Annotated in this window: 24 protein-coding genes; 18 read left to right on the top strand and 6 right to left on the bottom strand. The window is 68.2% G+C overall.

Annotated elements, in window-relative coordinates:
• Positions 1–8 precede the first annotated feature (8 nt).
• The 9 genes from EV653_RS31900 (at position 9) to EV653_RS31860 (ending at position 7,934) form a co-directional block, all read left to right on the top strand.
• Positions 9–875, top strand: coding sequence for a DUF817 domain-containing protein (locus EV653_RS31900; RefSeq protein WP_238160566.1), 867 nt, complete (start codon positions 9–11; stop codon positions 873–875).
• 78 nt (positions 876–953) lie between these two features.
• Positions 954–1,727, top strand: coding sequence for a polysaccharide deacetylase family protein (locus EV653_RS31895; protein ID WP_134108361.1), 774 nt, complete (start codon positions 954–956; stop codon positions 1,725–1,727).
• Positions 1,728–1,750: 23 nt separating this feature from the next.
• On the top strand, positions 1,751–2,755 hold the full coding sequence (locus tag EV653_RS31890) for a methyltransferase (RefSeq protein ID WP_134108359.1): 1,005 nt from the start codon (positions 1,751–1,753) through the stop codon (positions 2,753–2,755).
• Between the two features lie 40 nt (positions 2,756–2,795).
• On the top strand, positions 2,796–3,965 hold the full coding sequence (locus EV653_RS31885; protein ID WP_134108357.1) for a DNA recombination protein RmuC: 1,170 nt from the start codon (positions 2,796–2,798) through the stop codon (positions 3,963–3,965).
• Positions 3,966–4,011: 46 nt separating this feature from the next.
• Positions 4,012–4,551: a DinB family protein gene (locus EV653_RS31880; RefSeq protein WP_134108355.1), complete on the top strand. Its 540-nt coding sequence runs from the start codon at positions 4,012–4,014 to the stop codon at positions 4,549–4,551.
• A 97-nt stretch (positions 4,552–4,648) separates the two neighbouring features.
• A complete protein-coding gene (locus tag EV653_RS31875; RefSeq protein WP_134108353.1) occupies positions 4,649–5,821 on the top strand; it encodes a glycoside hydrolase family 64 protein in 1,173 nt (390 codons plus the stop codon).
• A gap of 39 nt (positions 5,822–5,860) precedes the next feature.
• Positions 5,861–6,199, top strand: a complete 339-nt coding sequence (locus EV653_RS31870) for an ArsR/SmtB family transcription factor (RefSeq protein ID WP_134108351.1) — start codon at positions 5,861–5,863, stop codon at positions 6,197–6,199.
• Complete coding sequence (locus tag EV653_RS31865) at positions 6,196–6,654, top strand: SRPBCC domain-containing protein (protein WP_134108349.1); 459 nt, start codon at positions 6,196–6,198, stop codon at positions 6,652–6,654. The genes EV653_RS31870 and EV653_RS31865 overlap by 4 nt, the downstream gene beginning before the upstream one ends.
• Before the next feature lie 164 nt (positions 6,655–6,818).
• The gene (locus EV653_RS31860) at positions 6,819–7,934 is read left to right on the top strand and encodes an aromatic ring-hydroxylating oxygenase subunit alpha (RefSeq protein ID WP_134108347.1); all 1,116 of its coding nucleotides are present in this window, start codon (positions 6,819–6,821) and stop codon (positions 7,932–7,934) included.
• On the opposite strand, the gene EV653_RS31855 is transcribed toward EV653_RS31860, so the two are convergent.
• Complete coding sequence (locus EV653_RS31855; protein ID WP_134108345.1) at positions 7,918–8,526, bottom strand: NAD(P)-dependent oxidoreductase; 609 nt, start codon at positions 8,524–8,526, stop codon at positions 7,918–7,920. The genes EV653_RS31860 and EV653_RS31855 overlap by 17 nt on opposite strands.
• Before the next feature lie 75 nt (positions 8,527–8,601).
• On the opposite strand from EV653_RS31855, the gene EV653_RS31850 reads away from it, so the two are divergent.
• The 3 genes from EV653_RS31850 (at position 8,602) to EV653_RS31840 (ending at position 10,368) form a co-directional block, all read left to right on the top strand.
• Positions 8,602–8,961, top strand: coding sequence for a winged helix-turn-helix transcriptional regulator (locus EV653_RS31850; RefSeq protein ID WP_134108343.1), 360 nt, complete (start codon positions 8,602–8,604; stop codon positions 8,959–8,961).
• A gap of 82 nt (positions 8,962–9,043) precedes the next feature.
• A complete protein-coding gene (locus EV653_RS31845; protein WP_202871922.1) occupies positions 9,044–9,568 on the top strand; it encodes a SigE family RNA polymerase sigma factor in 525 nt (174 codons plus the stop codon).
• Positions 9,565–10,368 (top strand): hypothetical protein, encoded by an 804-nt coding sequence (locus EV653_RS31840; protein ID WP_134108339.1) that lies wholly within the window; start codon positions 9,565–9,567, stop codon positions 10,366–10,368. The genes EV653_RS31845 and EV653_RS31840 overlap by 4 nt, the downstream gene beginning before the upstream one ends.
• On the opposite strand, the gene EV653_RS31835 is transcribed toward EV653_RS31840, so the two are convergent.
• On the bottom strand, positions 10,361–11,401 hold the full coding sequence (locus EV653_RS31835; RefSeq protein ID WP_134108338.1) for a 4-hydroxy-3-methylbut-2-enyl diphosphate reductase: 1,041 nt from the start codon (positions 11,399–11,401) through the stop codon (positions 10,361–10,363). The two genes, EV653_RS31840 and EV653_RS31835, sit on opposite strands and share 8 nt — an antisense overlap.
• Positions 11,402–11,547: 146 nt before the next feature.
• Entirely contained in the window at positions 11,548–12,045 is a 498-nt protein-coding gene (locus EV653_RS31830) for an HAD domain-containing protein (protein WP_134108336.1), read from the bottom strand.
• A gap of 46 nt (positions 12,046–12,091) precedes the next feature.
• Here EV653_RS31830 and xseA point away from each other — a divergent pair, with 46 nt between their 5' ends.
• The 3 genes from xseA to EV653_RS31815 are packed head-to-tail and all read left to right on the top strand — an operon-like array spanning position 12,092 to position 14,075.
• Positions 12,092–13,306 (top strand): exodeoxyribonuclease VII large subunit, encoded by a 1,215-nt coding sequence (gene xseA / locus EV653_RS31825; RefSeq protein WP_134108334.1) that lies wholly within the window; start codon positions 12,092–12,094, stop codon positions 13,304–13,306.
• A 17-nt stretch (positions 13,307–13,323) separates the two neighbouring features.
• Positions 13,324–13,518, top strand: coding sequence for an exodeoxyribonuclease VII small subunit (locus EV653_RS31820; RefSeq protein ID WP_238160646.1), 195 nt, complete (start codon positions 13,324–13,326; stop codon positions 13,516–13,518).
• Positions 13,519–13,556: 38 nt separating this feature from the next.
• A complete protein-coding gene (locus EV653_RS31815; RefSeq protein WP_134108331.1) occupies positions 13,557–14,075 on the top strand; it encodes a GNAT family N-acetyltransferase in 519 nt (172 codons plus the stop codon).
• Here the strand turns inward: EV653_RS31815 and EV653_RS31810 are convergent.
• Entirely contained in the window at positions 14,053–14,679 is a 627-nt protein-coding gene (locus tag EV653_RS31810; RefSeq protein ID WP_134108329.1) for a TetR/AcrR family transcriptional regulator, read from the bottom strand. The two genes, EV653_RS31815 and EV653_RS31810, sit on opposite strands and share 23 nt — an antisense overlap.
• Before the next feature lie 40 nt (positions 14,680–14,719).
• Between EV653_RS31810 and EV653_RS31805 the strand changes: the two genes are divergently transcribed.
• Together EV653_RS31805 and EV653_RS31800 are read left to right on the top strand one after the other, a co-directional pair.
• Complete coding sequence (locus EV653_RS31805) at positions 14,720–15,325, top strand: flavodoxin family protein (RefSeq protein ID WP_134108327.1); 606 nt, start codon at positions 14,720–14,722, stop codon at positions 15,323–15,325.
• A gap of 25 nt (positions 15,326–15,350) precedes the next feature.
• Positions 15,351–15,671, top strand: coding sequence for a DMT family transporter (locus EV653_RS31800; RefSeq protein ID WP_134108325.1), 321 nt, complete (start codon positions 15,351–15,353; stop codon positions 15,669–15,671).
• A gap of 133 nt (positions 15,672–15,804) precedes the next feature.
• Here the strand turns inward: EV653_RS31800 and EV653_RS31795 are convergent, their stop codons facing one another.
• Together EV653_RS31795 and EV653_RS31790 are read right to left on the bottom strand one after the other, a co-directional pair.
• Complete coding sequence (locus tag EV653_RS31795) at positions 15,805–16,458, bottom strand: nucleotidyltransferase family protein (protein WP_134108323.1); 654 nt, start codon at positions 16,456–16,458, stop codon at positions 15,805–15,807.
• Between the two features lie 165 nt (positions 16,459–16,623).
• On the bottom strand, positions 16,624–17,238 hold the full coding sequence (locus EV653_RS31790; RefSeq protein ID WP_134108321.1) for a DUF4245 domain-containing protein: 615 nt from the start codon (positions 17,236–17,238) through the stop codon (positions 16,624–16,626).
• A gap of 69 nt (positions 17,239–17,307) precedes the next feature.
• Between EV653_RS31790 and glpX the strand changes: the two genes are divergently transcribed.
• A complete protein-coding gene (gene glpX, locus EV653_RS31785) occupies positions 17,308–18,342 on the top strand; it encodes a class II fructose-bisphosphatase (protein WP_134108319.1) in 1,035 nt (344 codons plus the stop codon).
• Positions 18,343–18,347: the final 5 nt, after the last annotated feature.

Here is an 18,347-nt window from a genome sequence, read left to right as displayed (position 1 = left end):
TCCAGTCTGTGACCACTTGGACGGATCGCGTCGGCATCCCCTCACGCTTCGTGTTCGCCTGCCTGCAATTCCTGCGGTTCGGCTGCCTGGAGCTGGTGTCCTGCCTGTTCCCGGCGTTCCTGTTCGCGGGCCTGGCGATCTCGAAGTACGTCGACCTGCCGATCGCCCGGTACGACGCCTTGCTGATTTACTGCATCGGCCTGACGTTGCTGTTCTGGGTGGTCCGCCTGGAGACGTGGCGTGAGGTCGCGGTGATCTTCGGATTCCACCTGGTCGGCCTCGGGCTCGAGCTCTTCAAGGTGCGCGTCGGCTCGTGGCAGTACCCGGGCGACGCCGTGACGAAGATCGCCGGCGTACCGCTGTTCGCCGGTTTCATGTACGCCGCCGTCGGCAGCTACCTGTGCCAGGCCTGGCGGCGGTTCGACCTTCGCGTCAGCAACTACCGCCCCTTCCTGACCACAATCTTCGCGGTCCTGATCTACGCGAACTTCTTCACCCACCAGTGGCTCCCCGACCTGCGCATCCCGATCGCGCTCGGTCTACTCATCGTGCTCCGACGTACCTGGGTCTTCTTCACCGTCGGCGTACGCCGGTATCGCATGCCGCTCGCGGTCTCGTTCGCGCTGATCGGATTCTTCCTGTGGATCGCCGAGAACGCCGGAACGTTCCTCGACGCGTGGAACTACCCCGACCAGGTCAACGTGTGGCATCTCGTCCACCCCGCGAAGTTCGGAGCGTGGTCGTTGCTGGTCAGCATGAGCTTCGTGCTGGTCGCCAGCGTGAAGTCGCTCGAGGGCCGGCTGTACCACCGTGGCACGGCTGCAACAGTCGAGATCGCACCGCAACATCACAATGCCAACCCTGCTGACGGGTAAGGCGTCTTCAGGGGTGTGAGGCTCCTGAGGGGGAGCTGTTGCTGGGGAACAACCGCCCGATTTTGCAAGGGGAGCATGATGTCGCGAAAGCTTGCCGCCTTCGTCGCGACCGGTGTGGCGCTGGCCGTCGTCGCCGGGTCGCTACTGGTCCTGGCGCTCAGCCACCAACGCCAGCCGGAACCGACCGCGGCAACCACGCAGACCTCGACGTCCACCACGCCGTCGCCGACACCGACCGACACGCCGACGCTCAACGCACCGCCGTCGACGCCCCGCAAGCCGGCGCCGGATCCGACCGCAGCGCTTGCCACAGGCAACAAAAAGGTGCTGTTCTTCAGCTTCGACGACGGCCCGGATCCGGCCTGGACCCCGAAGGTGCTGCAGGTGCTCGCGAAGTACGGCGCCCACGCGACGTTTTTCGAGCTCGGCGCGATGCAGACCGCCCACCCGGGGCTGCGAGAGCAGGTGCTTGCCGCCGGCAACACGATCGGCAGCCACTCGATCACGCACCCGCAGCTGACCGCGATCACACCGGCCCGGCGGCACCACGAGATCTTCGACGGACCGAAGTCGACCTGCTTCCGCCCGCCGTACGGCGCGTCGAACCCGAAAGTCCGGGCTGACATCAAGGCTGCCGGGATGGTCCAGGTGCTCTGGGACGTCGACCCGCGCGACTGGGCCCGCCCCGGGACGACGGCGATCGTGCACAACATCATGACCCACGCGCACAACCACAACATCATCCTGATGCACGACGGCGGCGGCAACCGCGCCCAGACCGTCGCGGCCCTCGACAAGGTCCTCCCGCTGCTGAAGGCCCAGGGCTACAGCTTCCCAGCCATGGACTGCTGACCGCTACCGGCGCAGAATGCGCCATGGATGCTTCCCGGGAACTGCAGCGGCTGGCCGGCGGATACCAAGTGACACAGGCGATCCACGTCGCCGCCCGGCTGGGAATCAGCGACCTGCTCGCGACCAGCCCGAAGAGCCTGACGGAACTCGCCTCGTCGACCGGCACGGACGAAGAGTCGCTGGCCCGGCTGATGCATGCGCTCACCGCTCTCGGCCTCTACACGGCAGACGGTGACGCGTTCGCCAACACAGAACTGGGCGCGGCGCTGCGGGTCGACGCACCGCACTCGGTGGCCGGCTGGGCACGGTTCATCGGCACCGGGTCGCACTGGGAGGCGTACACCGGTCTCGAACAGAGCATCCGCACCGGCGAGACGGCCTTTCCGGCCGTGCACGGAGAGCCGGTGTGGGAGTACCGCGCCAAGCATCCGGACGAGCAGGCGGCGTTCGACGCGGCAATGACGTCCAGGTCGGACGCCGTGGCCGATGCTGTCCCTGCGGCGTACGACTTCAGCCGCTACCAGACCGTCGTCGACATCGGCGGGGGTCGCGGGCAGTTGCTGGCCAGGATCCTCGAGCGCAACCCGTCGGTCAGTGGGGTGTTGTTCGACCAGCCCGACGTGGTCGCGGGTGCGGACGACGTGCTCGCGGCATCCGGTGTCGCAGCGCGCTGCAAAGTCGTCGGAGGCAACTTCTTCGAGAGCGTTCCGGCCGGCGACGCAATGGTCCTGAAGTCGGTGATCCACGACTGGGCGGATGCCGAGTCGATCCAGATCCTCCGCACCTGCCGCCGTGCGCTGCCCGCCGACGGGCGCGTACTCCTGGTGGAACAGCTCCTGGACCGCTCGCCCGACCCCGTCGGTACGGCGTTCTCCGACCTCAACATGCTGGTTATGACCGGCGGGCGGGAGCGAACCACCGATCAGTACGAAGCGTTGTTCGCCGCGGCCGGCCTCGGTCTCAGCGACGTCGTTCCCACGGGCGGCCAGTCGTTCATCATCGAGGCGACACCCCGGCATCAGGCGTAGTCGTCAGAAACTGTCGGTGGGCTTCGGCACTATCAGTGACATGTCCGGTACGACGGTGTTGTTGGTGCTGCTCTTCCTCGCGGTGGGGCTGCTGTTGGGTGCTGCGTTCGGTGTCTTGTGGGTGCGCGGGCGCGACGGCGCCAAGCTGGCGCGGATCACGGCCGAGCGGGATGCGGCCGAGGATCGTGTGGTCGAGCTGACGCAGGAGCGGACGTCGGTCGGCCAACAGATGGGCGGCCAGGCTGTCGTCAAGGATGCGCTCGATCGCCTGCACGCGCAGCTGAATCAGCTCGAGAAGGGGCGCGCCGCCTGGCAGAGCCAGCTGCACCAACAGGTCAACGAGGTGCGGATGAGCGGCGAGGCACTGCGACGCGAGACGGCATCGCTGTCGACCGCACTGCGAAAACCACAGGTGCGCGGACGATGGGGCGAGCTGCACCTGCGGCGTACGGTCGAGCTGGCCGGGATGGTCGCGCACTGCGACTTCACCGAGCAGACAACGACGTTCGGCGAGGACGGCGTTCTGCGGCCTGACCTGGTCGTGAGGCTTGCCGAGGGCAAGAACATCGTCGTCGACTCGAAGGTCCCGCTGGCCGCGTTCCTCGATGCGAGCGAGTCCGACGACGCGTCGTACCGCGAGGATCGACTGCGCGCGCATGCTCGCCATCTGCGGACACATGTCGACCAACTCGCGTCGAAGGCGTACTGGACGCGGCTGTCGCCATCGCCGGAGTTCGTCATCCTGTTCGTGCCAGGAGAGTCGTTCCTGTCCGCGGCGCTCGACACGGAGCCGTCCCTGCTCGAGTACGCCGCTGAGCGCCGCGTGATCCTGGCGACGCCGACGACGCTGATCGCGACGCTGCGCGCGGCGGCGTACGCGTGGAATCAGTCGGCGCTGACCGAGTCGGCGCAGCAGGTCTTCGAGCTCGGCCGCGAGCTGTACGAGCGACTCAGCACGATGGGCGAACACCTCGGCCGGGTAGGTCGATCGCTGACGTCCGCGGTCGAGGCCTACAACGGCACGGTCGGTTCGTTCGAGCGCCGCGTCTTCATCACCGCGCGCAAGCTCCGCGATCTGCACGTCACCGAGTCCGAGCTGACCGCGATGGAGTCGATCGAGGCGTCGGTCCGCCCGCTCACCGCGCCCGAGTTCCTGGCCATCGAGGACCCCGAACCCACCAGACGCTGGCCACCCACCCAGGCCGGATAGATGTTCCGGACGGCGATCGTCCGGAACCATCGATACCCTCCTCGCCATGGACATCCTCACCGGACCACCGGTCGCCGGCTCGGAAGCTGACACACTGCTGGGTGCGCTCGAGCGCAATCGCCGTACCTTCGCGTGGAAATGCGGCGGGTTGGACGCGGCCGGACTGACCAAGCAGCACCCGCCGTCGACGGTGACGCTGGGCGGACTGCTCAAGCACCTCGCGCTGGTCGAGGACGAGTACTTCACCCGCCGGTTGCTCGGCCGGGAGCTGGGCGCCCCGTGGGACGCGGTCGACTGGGACGCCGACCCGGACTGGGAGTGGCACAGCGCGGCGGACGACTCGTCCGAGGACCTCATGAACTTGTGGGAGGCGTCCGTCGAGCGCTCCCGCGCCGCTGTCACCGAAGCGCTCGCCAACGGCGGCGTCGACCAGCTGGCCCGGTGGACCGGGCGCGACGGGACTTCGCCGAGCCTGCGCTACATCCTGGTCGACCTGATCGAGGAGTACGCCCGCCACACCGGCCACGCCGACCTGATCCGGGAATCGATCGACGGACTCACCGGAGAAGGCGTTCCTCAGCCCTAATTGTCGGAAAGCCGACAGTGGTGGGCCGTTGACAGCCGGTGGTCACCTCACGACACGATGAGAGCGCTCTCTCGGGGGGCCGACGTGAGGAGGAACCATGCGGTTCAGAACGCGAATGCTGGCTGTCGTCGCGGCCGCCGCAACCGTTGCAGGTGTGCTGTCGGCGCACACGGATCGGCCGGCGGATGCTGCAGTGCCGGCGACGATCCCGTTGACGATCACGAACAACTCGGGCCGCGGCGACGCCGTTTACATCTACAACTTGGGCACGAACCTGGCCACCGGTCAGCAGGGCTGGGCCGACGCGAGCGGCACGTTCCACGCCTGGCCGGCCGGCGGCAACCCGCCGACGCCGGCACCGGACGCGTCCATCGCCGGACCGGGCAACGGCCAGTCCGTCACGATCCAGATGCCGAAGTTCTCCGGCCGGGTCTACTTCTCGTACGGTCAGAAGCTCGTCTTCAAACTGACCACGGGCGGCCTGGTGCAGCCCGCTGTGCAGAACCCCAGCGACCCCAACCGGAACATCCTGTTCAGCTGGTCGGAGTACACGCTCAACGACGGCGGGCTGTGGATCAACAGCACGCAGGTCGACATGTTCTCCGCGCCGTACGCCGTGAGCGTCAACGGGAACACGACCGGCCACCTGAAGGCGGGCGGCTACAACGCGGTCTACAACGCACTCAACGCCAGCGGTTGGGGCGGCCTGATCCAGAAGGCATCCGACGGGTCGGTCCTGCGGGCACTCTCCCCGCTGTATGGCGTCGAGACCGGCGCGCTGCCGGCGAGCGCGATGGACGACTACATCAACCGCGTCTGGTCGAAGTACAGCTCGCAGACGCTGACGGTCACGCCGTTCGGCGACCAGCCCAACACGAAGTACTTCGGCCGCGTCTCCGGCAACGCCATGAACTTCACCGACGGCTCCGGCGCGGTCGTCACCTCCTTCCAGAAGCCCGACTCGGCCAGTGTCTTCGGCTGCTTCAACCTGCTCGACGCGCCGAACGACCAGGTTCGCGGTCCGATCTCCCGCACGCTCTGCGCGGGCTACAACCGCTCCACGCTGTTGACGAACCCCAACCAGCCCGATCCGAACGACGCCGGCTTCTACCAGGACGCCGTCACCAACCAGTACTCGAAGAACATCCACGCCCAGATGGCCGACGGCCGCGCGTACGGGTTCGCCTTCGACGACGTCGGCAATCACGAGGCGCTTGTCCACGACGGGAACCCGCAGCAGGCGGGCCTGATCCTCGATCCGTTCAACTGAGGCTTGACTCCTTGGTTCGTTAGTGGCAACTTACCGTTCGTGGGAACTTACGGATCACTCGAAGCGGCGGGCCCCGTACTGGATGCGCTCGGGGACCCGACGCGCCGCGTGATCCTCGAGACACTGCGGACCGGCGGGCCGTGCTCGGTCGGTGTTCTGGCCGAGCGCGTGCCCGTCAGCCGTCCCGCGATCTCGCAGCACCTGAAGGTGCTCGGGGCGGTCGGTCTGGTGCGGCACGAGTCGCGCGGCACCCGGAACATCTACCGGGTCCACCAGTCCGGTCTCGACGAACTCCGCAATTGGCTCGACCGGTTCTGGGGCGACGCCCTGGATGCGTACGCCGACCACGTCAGGCGGACCGAGGAGGAACGGACATGAGTGTGAAGCAAGAGATCTCGCCGTTGGTGAAGACCGTTGTGGTGCCGGTCGGCGTCGAGCGGGCGTTCGAGGCATTCACCGCCGAGACGTCGGCATGGTGGCCGATGTTCGGCCACTCGGTCGGCGGCGCCGCAGCGAACGAGGTCCAGATGGAAGGCGCCGTCGGCGGCCGCATCGTCGAGTACGGCGCCGAGGGCGAGCTCGCGACCTGGGGCACGGTGTCGGACTGGGATCCGCCGACAACGGTCGGGTTCAGCTGGCACCCGGGCGGCGATCCGAGCGAGGCCGGTCAGGTCACCGTCACATTCACGCCGACCGGCGACGGCACCGAAGTACAGCTCGTGCATTCCGGCTGGGAGCGCCGCGGCGACGGAGCGCGCGCCCGCCTCAGCTACGACACGGGATGGGACTACGTACTGGGCAAGTATGTGGAGTTCGCCCGCAGTGCCGGGTAAGCGGTGTGGGTTGAGCGATAGCGGCGTCCAGGTGCGTGCATCGGGGTGCTTGGTCAGTGGCCTCGATGCGGAGCATCGTGGGCGCTGGCCAAGTGCCGCGAGGTGCGTGCCTGGGCGCCGATAGCGCCAATCCACACCGCTTACCCGGCACTTACAGTTGGCAGATGATGCCACTCGATCCCCGCGCCTTGGAGGCTTCGTTGCGGCCGCATGGTGAATCGGTCATGCTGCCGCGCGAGGCGTACACCGATCCTGCCGTGCTGGCCTGGGAACGCCGGCATTTCTTCGCCGGTACGTGGACCTGCCTCGGCCGCGTCGACGAGTTGTCGGACGGTACGACGTACCGCGAGGTGACGGTCGGCGATATCGCGGCGATCGTGACGTTCGGCGAGCGACCGCGGGCGTTCGCGAACACCTGCCGGCATCGCGGTCACGAACTGCTCCAGCGCAACGAGACGAGCGAGCGGCGTGCGGTCGTCTGCCCGTACCACGGCTGGTCGTACGAGCTGGACGGCTCGGTGAAGACGGCACCGCGGATGGGCGATTCCTTCCATACCAAACCGTATGGTCTGGTCGAGCTGCCGGCCGAGGTCTGGCAGGGCTGGCTGTTCGTCAACGCGACCGGTACGGCGACGTCGTTCGCGGATCACGTCGGTGGCCTGACCGAACTGGTCGCGCCGTACGCGCCGGAATCCCTTGTTCTGAAGGCCCGGCACGCATACGACGTCGCGTCGAACTGGAAGACGATCGTGGAGAACTACCACGAGTGCTACCACTGCCCGCTGATCCATCCCGAGCTGTGCAAGGTGTCGCCGCCGACGTCGGGCGACAACTGGAATCTGCCCGGCGCGTGGGTCGGCGGGCTGATGGACCTGCGACCGGACGCCGAGACGATGTCGCTCGACGGCCGGTCACACGGAGTACCCCTCGAGGGCGTTGACCCGCGACGGGTGAACTACCTCGGCCTGTTCCCCAACCTGCTGATCTCGCTCCACCCCGACTACGTGATGACGCATCGCCTGGAGCCACGTACGCCGAGCCTGACCGCGATCGAGTGCTCCTGGTACTTCCGGCCCGAGGTCAAGGATCCGTCGTACGCCGTGGAGTTCTGGGACATCACGAACCGCGAGGACTGGGCGGCGTGTGAATCGGTCCAGCGCGGCGCCGAGTCCCCGCACTTCCGGCCCGGTCCGCTGGCGCCCGCGGAGGACGCCGTCTACCAATGGGTGACGATGCTGGCCCGCGGCTACCTCGGCAAACCTCTCAGTACCCCAGCGTGAAGCGCTGCTTGTTGTGGGCCGGCTGCTCGAGTTCGTTGACCAGGGCAACCGCGTAGTCCTCGGCGGAGATGTGCTCGCCGATCGGCTCGTCCTGGCCGAGGCGGAAGACACCGGTACGCTCACCCGGGGCGATCACGAAGGCCGGGGACAGCATGGTCCAGTTGACGTCGCTCGCTCGCAGGTTCTCGAGCGCCTGCGAGACGGTCAGCGACTCGTTCTTGTACTCGGCCGGGAAGTCCGGGCTGTCCACCACACGGTTGCCGTTGACAACCAAGCTGCCGGCGCCGCCGACCACGATCAACCGGGTCGCCGTCCCCTGTACCGCGGCGATCAGGTTGTCGATCGCGTCCAGGTAGTCCTGGTGGTCGCCGCCGGTCCGGCTCGGCCCGATCGCCGCCACCAGCGCGTCCGACTCGGCCGCAAGCTCCTTCGCCGACGCGATGTCCCCGGCGTTCGCCTGCACCGCGCGGACGTCGGCGGGCAGCTCGCCGCCCGACCGGGTGACGCCGGCCACCTCATGGCCGCGGCTCACTGCCTCGGCCACGATCCGGCTGCCGACCATGCCACTTGCCCCGTACACCGCGATCTTCATCGTTGTCCTTTCGTCTGCGATCGCGCCAACGGTATCTATTGGTAACTGGCTACTTCAACGTGCTATAAGTACCTTGTGGTAACCAAAGGGAACGTGTTCGACCCGAACTGCCCGACCCGGGTGATCCTCGACCGGATCGGCGACAAATGGACGGTGCTCGTCGTCCTGCTGCTGCGCGACGGCCCGCTCCGCTTCACCGAGCTCCGCGACGGTATCGGCCGGATCGCGCCGAAGGTCCTGACCCAGACCCTGCGCCGGATGGAGCGCGACGGTCTCGTCAGCCGCGAGGTCTTCGCCGAGATCCCGCCCCGCGTCGTCTACACGCTCACCCCGATGGGCGCGTCCCTGATCGACCCGATCAGCGTCCTCACCACCTGGGCCGAGACCCACATGCCCGCCATCACCAAAGCCCAGACGCAGTACGACGCGGTCTGAAATCCTTCCGCGTCGGCGCTCAACCTTTCCGGCCCGCTCGGGCATCACAAGTCTGACCGAGTTGAACGAGATGGGGGTTGGGATGGATCCAGGACGCGACCACGAATTCGCCGAGTTCGTGGACGGCCGGTTCACCGCACTGCAGAGGTTCGGGTATCTGCTGACCGGTGAATGGCACCAGGCCGAGGACCTGGTGCAGAGCGCGCTGACCAAGGTGTGGTTCCACCGGAACTCCCTGCGCAGCAGCGCCGCGCTGGAGAGTTACACCAGGACCGTGATGGTGAACACCAGCACGCAGTGGTGGCGCCGGAAGTGGCGCGGCGAGACACCGACCGAGCAGCTGCCCGAGCACCGGGCGCAGGAGCAGTACGGGTCGATCGACGACCGGGATCTGCTGCTGCGGGCGCTCGCAACGCTGCCGCGCCGTACCCGCGCAGCGCTGGTACTGCGGTACTTCGAGGATCTGCCGGAGGCCGAGATCGCGCAGATCATGGGCTGCTCGGTCGGCACCGTCAAGTCGAGCGTCTCCCGCGGGCTGGCCAGACTCCGCGAGCACGAGCTGATCACCGCGATGTCCACTCCGGTCCAGAAGGAGGCCCGACCATGACTGACGATCTCAAGCAGAAGTTCGAGCAGCTCGTTGCCGATCCGCCGCCGCCGAGCACCTTGCCAAGCCAGGCCGTGTTCGCCCGGGTCCGGACGGTACGACGCCGCCGCACTGCCGGTGCCGTCATACTGGCCGCCGCCGCCGTGGTCGCCGTCGCCCTTGCGATCACCAACGTCACCGACGTCAACGGCCGCCCGCCGGTGTCCAACTCGCCGAGCGCGCCGACGACGATCGTCACACCGGCGCCCACCTCCGCGGTGCCGACGACCTCGGGCACAACGAACTCGGCAAGCAACGCGATCCACACACCGAACACGCCGCCGCCCTCCACCCGGACCACCGGCAACCCGCCGCCGAGCTCGACGTCGAGCACGCCGGTCGCGCCGCCGGTCGCCCCGCCGCTCGGGGTGCACGTTTCGCTGAAGTCGACCGTCCAGGGCCGCAGCGTGACCTTCAAGGTGACGCTGTCGGGAAGCACGCTGGTGCCGACCGGCGAGAACGGCCGACCGCTCTCGACCTCGGGCATCGACTTCGTCGACCTGCTGGGTGGGACGCAGTACTTCTTCGGTGACGGTCAGCAGAGCGGCTCCGACGCCGGCGCGGTCAACTGCGTGAGCGGAACCCAGCGCATCAGCAAGAAGCAGACCTACACGCTGATGAACGACTCCGGGCTGCCCAACGCGTCAGGCACCCACACGTACGCGAAGGCCGGCACCTACACCTTCAAGTACACGGTCAACTACTGCAGCGCGAGCGGCTGGAAGCCGGTCACCAAGACCACTCGGGTGACGGTCAGATAGTCCACGCGTGGTCCGAGGTGCCGGTGGTGGGGAGGCCGGCGGCCTTCAGGTCGGTGCGGAGGTCGCGGGGGAGGGCGAACGTGAGGCTCTCCTCCGCGGTGGTGATCTCCCGTACGTCGCCGTAGCCGCGCTCGGCGAGCCAGCGCAGTACGTCGCGGACCAGCACCTCCGGGACGCTCGCACCGCTGCTGACGCCGACCGAGTCGACGCCCTCGAGCCAGGCCTCATCGATCTCGTCGGCGTAGTCGACCAGGTAGCCGGCCTTCGCGCCGTGCTCGACCGCGACCTCGACCAGGCGCACCGAGTTCGACGAGTTGCGGGAGCCGACGACGATCATCAGGTCGGCCTCGGGAGCGAGCTTCTTCACCGCGGCCTGACGGTTCTGCGTGGCGTAGCAGATGTCGTCGCTCGGCGGGTCCTGCAGGCTCGGGAACCGCTCGCGCAGGCGGCGTACGGTCTCCATCGTTTCGTCGACGGAGAGCGTGGTTTGCGACAGCCAGACGACCTTCTCCGGGTCGCGGACAGTGACGTTCGGTACGTCGTCAGGCCCGTCGACGAGGTGGACGTGCTCCGGCGCCTCGCCGGAGGTGCCGATGACCTCTTCGTGGCCCTCGTGACCGATCAGCAGGATGTCGTAGTCGGTCGCGGCGAACCGCTTCGCCTCGTGGTGGACCTTTGTGACCAGCGGGCAGGTCGCGTCGATCGTCTTCAACTGCCGCGCGGCCGCCTCCTGGTGCACGACCGGGGCGACACCGTGCGCGGAGAAGATGACGGTCTCCCCCTCCGGCACCTCAGCGGTCTCGTCGACGAAGATCGCGCCGCGCTTCTGCAGGGTCTCTACGACGTACTTGTTGTGCACGATCTCCTTGCGCACATACACCGGAGGCCCGTACAGATCGATCGCCTTCTCCACCGCCACCACGGCCCGATCCACGCCCGCGCAGTACCCCCGCGGCGCCGCGAGCAGCACCCGCTTGGTCTCTACGGCGGTCGTCGTACCAGTGTCCTCAGGCTGGGCAGTCACGATCCCCATGGTACGGGCCGGGGTTAACGCGGCCGGATCCGCACGACGGGCGGGACCACCGGCGTCACAGGCTTTGTGAGCAGCATCACCATCGGAAGTCGAGGAGCCGTCCGCCCTGTCCGGACGGCTCCCCCGTGGGAGGTGTTGCCAGCACCTCAAGGATGCGTGGGAAACGCCTTGCCCGCAAAGGATTTTCCGTCGGCCCAGGACCGGATCGCCGCGAAATCCGTTGCAGTCAAGCCGATCCGGGCATCCACCGGATAGACCAGCTGATGATCCGCCGTGAACTCCGACTCCCCCACCTCGTCATCCACCCAGATGAAGGGCCGGTCGCCGACCCAGTCCGCGACGTACGGCGCCTTCCAGGAACCCTGGGGCACCGGCCGCCGGTCCGACCAGGTGATCGTCGGGAGCTCGGGCAGACCAAGGACTGGCCCGAGGAGGCGGTTGGCGCCGTGTTCCCAGCTGGTGGCCCAGACCAGGTCGAAGGTGCTCGCCAGCTTGTTGAGCTCCACCCCGTGTTGCGGGTTGAGGAGCAGTCGCCACGTCTTCGTACCCTCGGTGATCTCGTGCTCCCGGTAGCCGGGTGGGATCCCGTCGGCGCGGTGTGGGTTGAGCGGGCCGTCGACATCCAACAGCAAGAGAGGGCGCATTACTCAACGTTAGGGAATGTCCGTGGCGGGCCGTAGGGTCTGGGGCGTGGCTTTGGAGACGTCGCCGGAAGCGCCTGCGGCCGTTCGCACGATTGCGAACGGTATTGCCGGCTGGATCAACCAGCTCGGCGCCGTGTGGGTCGAGGGGCAGCTGACGGACGTCTCGATCGGACGCGGTACGACGACGGTGTTCGGCACGCTGCGGGACACCGACGCGGACATCTCGCTCCGGTTCACCTGCAACCGGCGGGTGTTCGAGACGGTCGAGGTCCACGACGGCTCGCGGGTCCTCGTGCACGCCAAGCCGAACTTCTTCGCCCGCCGCGGCACGCTCGCGCTCGCGGTCAGCGAGATCCGCCACGTCGGCATCGGTGAACTGCTGGCCCGGATCGAGCGGCTGAAGCAGTTGCTCGCGGCCGAGGGACTGTTCGAGCCGTACCGGAAGAAGAAGCTGCCGTTCCTCCCCCACACGATCGGCCTGATCTGCGGGCGCGACTCGGCGGCGGAGCGCGACGTGCTCGAGAACGCGAAGCGGCGGTGGCCGGCGGTCGCGTTCCGGATCGAGTACGCCTCGGTGCAGGGCCCGTCGGCGGCCAGCGAGGTGATGACGGCGCTGCGGAAGCTCGACGCGGACGACTCGGTCGAGGTGATCGTGATCGCGCGCGGCGGCGGCTCGCTGGAGGATCTGCTGCCATTCTCCGACGAGGGGCTGATCCGCGCGGTATCGAAGACGAGTACGCCGGTGGTGAGCGCGATCGGGCACGAGCCGGACTCGCCGCTGCTCGACCTGGTCGCGGACCTGCGCGCCTCGACGCCGACCGACGCCGCGAAGCGGATCGTGCCTGACGTACGCGAGGAGCTGGACGGCGTGCGGCTGCTGCGCGAACGCGGCCTGCGGGCGATCACGTCGTGGCTGGACCGGGAGATGCACGCGCTGGCCGCGATCCGTTCGCGTCCGGCGCTAGCAGCTCCCGTCACGGATCTGCAGCGACGCTCCGACGAGGTCGCGGCACTCATCGAGCGCAGCCGCCGTACGCTGACGCATCGGCTGGATCGCGCGAGCGACGACATCGCGCACCGGCTGGCGAGCGTGCGGGCGCTGTCCCCGAAGGCGACGCTGGAGCGCGGGTACTCCGTGCTGCAGCTGGCGGATGGCACCGCCGTCCGGGAAGTGGCGCAGGTGGCGCCCGGTGACGTGCTGCAGGCACGCGTCACCGACGGCCGCTTCGCGGTCGAAGTCAAGTCCGAGGAGAACAAGTGAGCGCCGACCGACCCGAGATGACCTACGAGCAGGCCCGCGAGGAGCTCGTCGACGTAGTCCGCAAACTGGAAGCCGGCGGCACCAGCCTCGAAGAATCCCTGGCCCTGTGGGAACGCGGCGAAGAACTCGCCACCACCTGCCAACGCTGGCTCGACGGAGCCCGCGAACGCCTCGCCAAAGCCCAAGCCACGCACGAAGAAAAGCCCAACTGACCACGTCCGCGCCAAGCGGCGAACCGCCCTTGCCTGGCATGCGCACGCCGGGCGACCAGCTCGTGACGCGGCTCGCTCGCCCTGGCGACCTGCTCGGCGCAGCGCATGCGCGCATAGCCAGTTGGCGGGGTGCGTTCAGCGGTTTGGTGCCGCAGGACTTCCTGGACGCAATGGATCCCGCCTCGATCGCCGCCTCGTGGACGGAGAGCATCGCAGCCGGCCGCTCACGCCTGTATGTTGCCGCCGTCAACGATCGGATCGTCGGGTACGCCGGGGTCGGGCCCGAGCGTGATCCGTCGGCACCACCGAAGACCGGCGAGTTGTACGCCCTCTTCGTCCATCCCTCCCACTGGGGCGTCGGCGCGGGGCGAGCGCTCGCCAACGCCGCCTGCAGCGATCTCCGTGAGGCCGGCTGCGTGAATGTATGGCTGTGGGTGCTGGAGGCAAACGCCCGAGCGCGCCGGTTCTACACGACGTACGGCTTCGTCGAGACCGGCGACCGTACCCACTCCTCGCTGAACGACCTGCCCGAAATCAGGCTGGCAGCAAGGCTTTAGCCACCGCGCGGAGGCCGGACTTCATGCGGTCGAGGTCGAAGCCCTGGGTGCGGAGGGCGTTGTGGAGGTCGGCGGCTAACGGGGCGAGTAGGACGTGGGCGGTGTAGTCGGCGTCAAGGGTGGGGTGCGCCGCTTCGATCAGGTGGGAGAGGTGGCGGTGCCAGAGGTGGTACGAGCCGATTCGATAGCGGGCGCCGTCTGAGGCGTTCTCGCTGTCCATGAACAGTTCGACGTGGCGGTCGAGGAGGTCCAGGTAGGCGTCGAGGAACGCCATCACGCGGATGAGCGGCGGCGCACCGGGGCCGAGCGGCGGCGGGCCGCTGAGGATCTTCGCCTGGAGTTCCTGCTCGCGCTCGTCGAGTAGCGCGACCGCCAGGCCGGCGCGGTCGCCGAACCGGCGGAAGACCGTGCCCTTCCCCACGCCTGCCTCCGCGGCGATCGCGTCGAGGGAAACATTCTTCACCCCGTGCTCGGTGAAAAGCCGGTCGGCCGCCTCCAGCACGCGCAGCCGATTGCGCCGCGCGTCGGCACGTTCCGGGCGCGGTTCGCCCACCACCGGCAGACCCCGTTGTGAAGCGGACTGCGGTCCGGTACTGTCATTCATAAGACGGACTGTAGTCCGCTAAGCCTTCAGGAGGAAGCACATGAGCACGACACCAGGCACCGCGACCGTCGCGATCGCGTATCACTCGGGGTATGGGCACACCGCGAAGCAGGCGGAGGCGGTTGCCGACGGGGCGGCGTCGGTCCCCGGGACCGTGACGGATCTCGTTCCCCTCGACGAGCTGACCGAGGATGTGTGGGAGCGGCTGACCGCCGCGGACGCGATCGTCTTCGGCGCCCCGACGTACATGGGGAGTCCGAGTTGGGTGTTCAAGAAGTTCGCCGAGGAGAGCGTGCGGATCTGGGCGGCTGACCTCGGCTGGCGGGACAAGATCGCGGCCGGGTTCACCAACTCCAAGGCGATGTCCGGTGACAAGCTCAACAGCCTGGTCGACCTGGCCGTGTTCGCGGCACAGCACGGCATGATCTGGGTCGGCCTGGACATCTACCCGGGCTGGGCGGAGAGCACCGCGAGCATCGAGGACCTCAACCGCCTCGGCAGCTGGATGGGCGCGATGGCCCAGTCCGACGCAGACCTGTCAGCCGAGAAGGCACCCCCGGCCACCGACCTCCGTACGGCGGCCGCCCTCGGCGCTCGCGTCGCGCAGGTGACGCACCGACACCTCCGAGGAGCCTTGGCCGCGTGACCAACTACCTGAGTGGGGCTGACTGATGGCGTGGCTTGTGCTGCTCGCGGCAGCGGCGTTCGAGATTGCGTTTGCACTCAGTCTGAAGCCGAGCGAGGGTTTCAGCCGGTTGTGGCCGACGGCCGGCGTGCTGGTGTTCGGCGTGATCTCGGTCGTGCTGCTCGCGAAGACGCTCGATCGGCTGCCGGTCGGTACGGCGTACGCGATCTGGACCGGGCTCGGATCGGTCGGCGTGGTGACGCTGGGGATCATCCTGTTCGACGAGCCGGCCACCCCGGCGCGACTCGGCTGCATCGCGCTGATCGTCGCCGGCATCATCGGCCTCCGCCTGGCCGGCGCCGAGTAGGCGGACCTGCACCACTGACCACCCCCCGCAGCGGCCGGTCCGCCCGCCTCTCCCGCCCCGCCGTGCGTTGCACGCGGCCGGTTGATCAGTGTGGGGGGTCCGGGTCGGCCGCCGGCTGCAGGCGGCCGACCGGTCAGCTGGAGGCACGGCGTCGGAGGCGGGGGTGGGTGGCGACGGGGATCGGGTGCGTCTCGAGGGGCAGCTCCTCGGCGGCGGTCCCGCCCGAGATCATCCGGTGGTACGCCGCCCACGTCGTCGCCCGCGGCGGAATGTTGCCAATGGCATCGACCTTGGTGACGGGATGCGTCCCGTCGTGGATCGGCTTCCACAGATCCGAGTCGCTGCGCAGGGAACGCAGCTCGCCGAACAGTTCCCGCCCGAACCAGCACGGGTAGCTCTCGCCGTCGTCGTACCGGGTGACGCCGATCGGTGTAGCCGCCTCGGCGACCAGTGACCACACGGCCGCCGAGGTGATCCCCGGCTGATCACCGAGCAGTACGACGATGCCGTCCGCGCGCCGGTCGACCGCGTCGAGCGCCGGGACGATCGACGAGCTGTCGGTGTCGGAGTGCGGCGACTCGACCACCCGGACCCCGTCGAGGTCAACCCGGTCGCGAATCTGCGCGGACGCGCTGCCCAGGGTCACGACCAACTGGTCGAATCCGCAGTCCCGCGCGGAATCCAGCGACGAGCCGAACAGAGTGCCGCCCCGATAGGCCAATAATTGCCAAGGAACGCCGAGATGCGGTGAGCTATTTGCGCCCAGCAAGAGGCCGGTCACGAACATCGCCGGATCAACTCCCCGCCTGGAACGGCGTGAGCACGGTGGGCATGGCTGCTCGGGCCCTCTCGCTAGTCCCCGAGCGTCAGAAGCCGAGCTTCGATCGAACCCTCTGCCGTGGGCGCATGTCAACGACCGTCCGGAAAGTGGTCGGGAATGCCCGGAAAATGGTCAGCGTAAGACGGAAGCAAACGCTTCCAGGTCGGGATAACCCGCATTTCCGGTAACGATCGTGGTGACTCCGGAACCGACCAGGACCAAGGCGTTCTCGCCCTTACGGTCCAGTAGGACCTTGCGCTGCCAGGTCACGCCGGCCACCGTCGTCGTCCCGTCGTCGGAGGTCCGGCCGAGTTTCTCGGCCTGGAATTTGCCGCCGGTGACATTGGACTGCTCGAGCCCGACGTATTTCTTCTCGGTGGTGACGACGCCGAGGTGCCAGGTCATCGGCTCCTGCTCGGGCTTGCGGAACTCGACGCTGGTCGCGGTCCAGCCGGACGGCATCGGCTCCGGGCCGCGGACCCAGGCGGCAGCCGCCTTCGCGTCTTGCAACTGCGCGGTGTACTCGACCGCCTTGGGCACCTCGGCCGGCTTCGACCGCCAGGTGACCAGGATCAGGAACGCGACCACCACCAGGCAGATGACGAGCGCGAACACCATGTTCCCGACGGTCTGCGACTTCGCTTTGTCCCGTCGGTACGCCTGGCGGTACTCGTTCGCCTCCGCCTGGATCTGCGCCCGCTCGCGCGCCGCAGCCTCGTTGGAAGCACCCTGACCTGTCGAACTCATACGCACAGTGTCTCGCGAGCCGCAATCCGCCCGAACACCGGTCAGACCCGTTGGCTACGATCCGTTGGCATGAGCGACCCGACCAGCCCACCGGCCCACCTGGAGGTCGAGGCGCATGCGCCTGACCGGAACCTCGCCCTCGAACTGGTCCGGGTCACCGAGGCCGCGGCGATGGCGGCCGGGCGCTGGGTCGGCCGCGGCGACAAGAACGGCGCCGACGGCGCGGCGGTGAACGCGATGCGCACGCTGATCGGCACGGTCGGGATGAATGGCGTAGTCGTGATCGGCGAGGGCGAGAAGGACAACGCCCCGATGCTCTTCAACGGCGAGCAGGTCGGCGCCGGCGAGGGCCCGGAGTGCGATGTCGCGGTCGACCCGGTCGACGGTACGACGCTGGTCGCGAAGGGCATGAACAACGGCATCGCGGTGATGGCGGTCTCCGCGCGGAACTCGATGTACGACCCGTCCGCTGTCTTCTACATGGAGAAGCTCGTCGTCGGACCGGAGGCGGCCGAGGTCGTCGACATCCGGCTCCCGGTCGCGGAGAACATCCGCCGCGTCGCGAAGGCCAAGGGTTCCACGGTCGACGACGTCACCGTCGTACTGCTCGACCGGCCGCGGCACGACGAGCTGGCCACGCAGATCCGGGCGACCGGCGCGCGGATCAAGTTCATTTCCGACGGTGATGTGGCCGGCGCGGTCGAGGCGGCGCGGCCGGACACCGGTCTGGACATGTTGCTCGGCATCGGCGGTACGCCGGAGGGCATCATCGCCGCCTGTGCGATGAAATGCCTCGGCGGCAAGATCCAGGGCAAGCTCTGGCCGCGCGACGACGCCGAGCGGCAAAAGGCGCTCGATGCCGGCCACGACCTCGACCGGGTGCTGGACACCGACGATCTGGTCAGCGGCGACGACTGCTTCTTCGTCGCGACCGGGATCACCGACGGCGAGCTCCTCCGCGGCGTCCGGTACGGGCGGTCCACCGCACGTACGCACTCGCTGGTGATGCGATCGCGCAGCGGCACGATCCGCAGCATCGAGAGCGAGCACCAGCTGTCCAAGCTGCGCGCCTACTCCACCATCGACTTCGAGCACGCCCGGTGAGCCCC

Source organism: Kribbella pratensis (genome assembly GCF_004365355.1).
Taxonomy (GTDB): domain Bacteria; phylum Actinomycetota; class Actinomycetes; order Propionibacteriales; family Kribbellaceae; genus Kribbella.
Note: the sequence above shows the minus strand (reverse complement) of the source record. Positions and strands in the feature narration are given on the sequence as shown.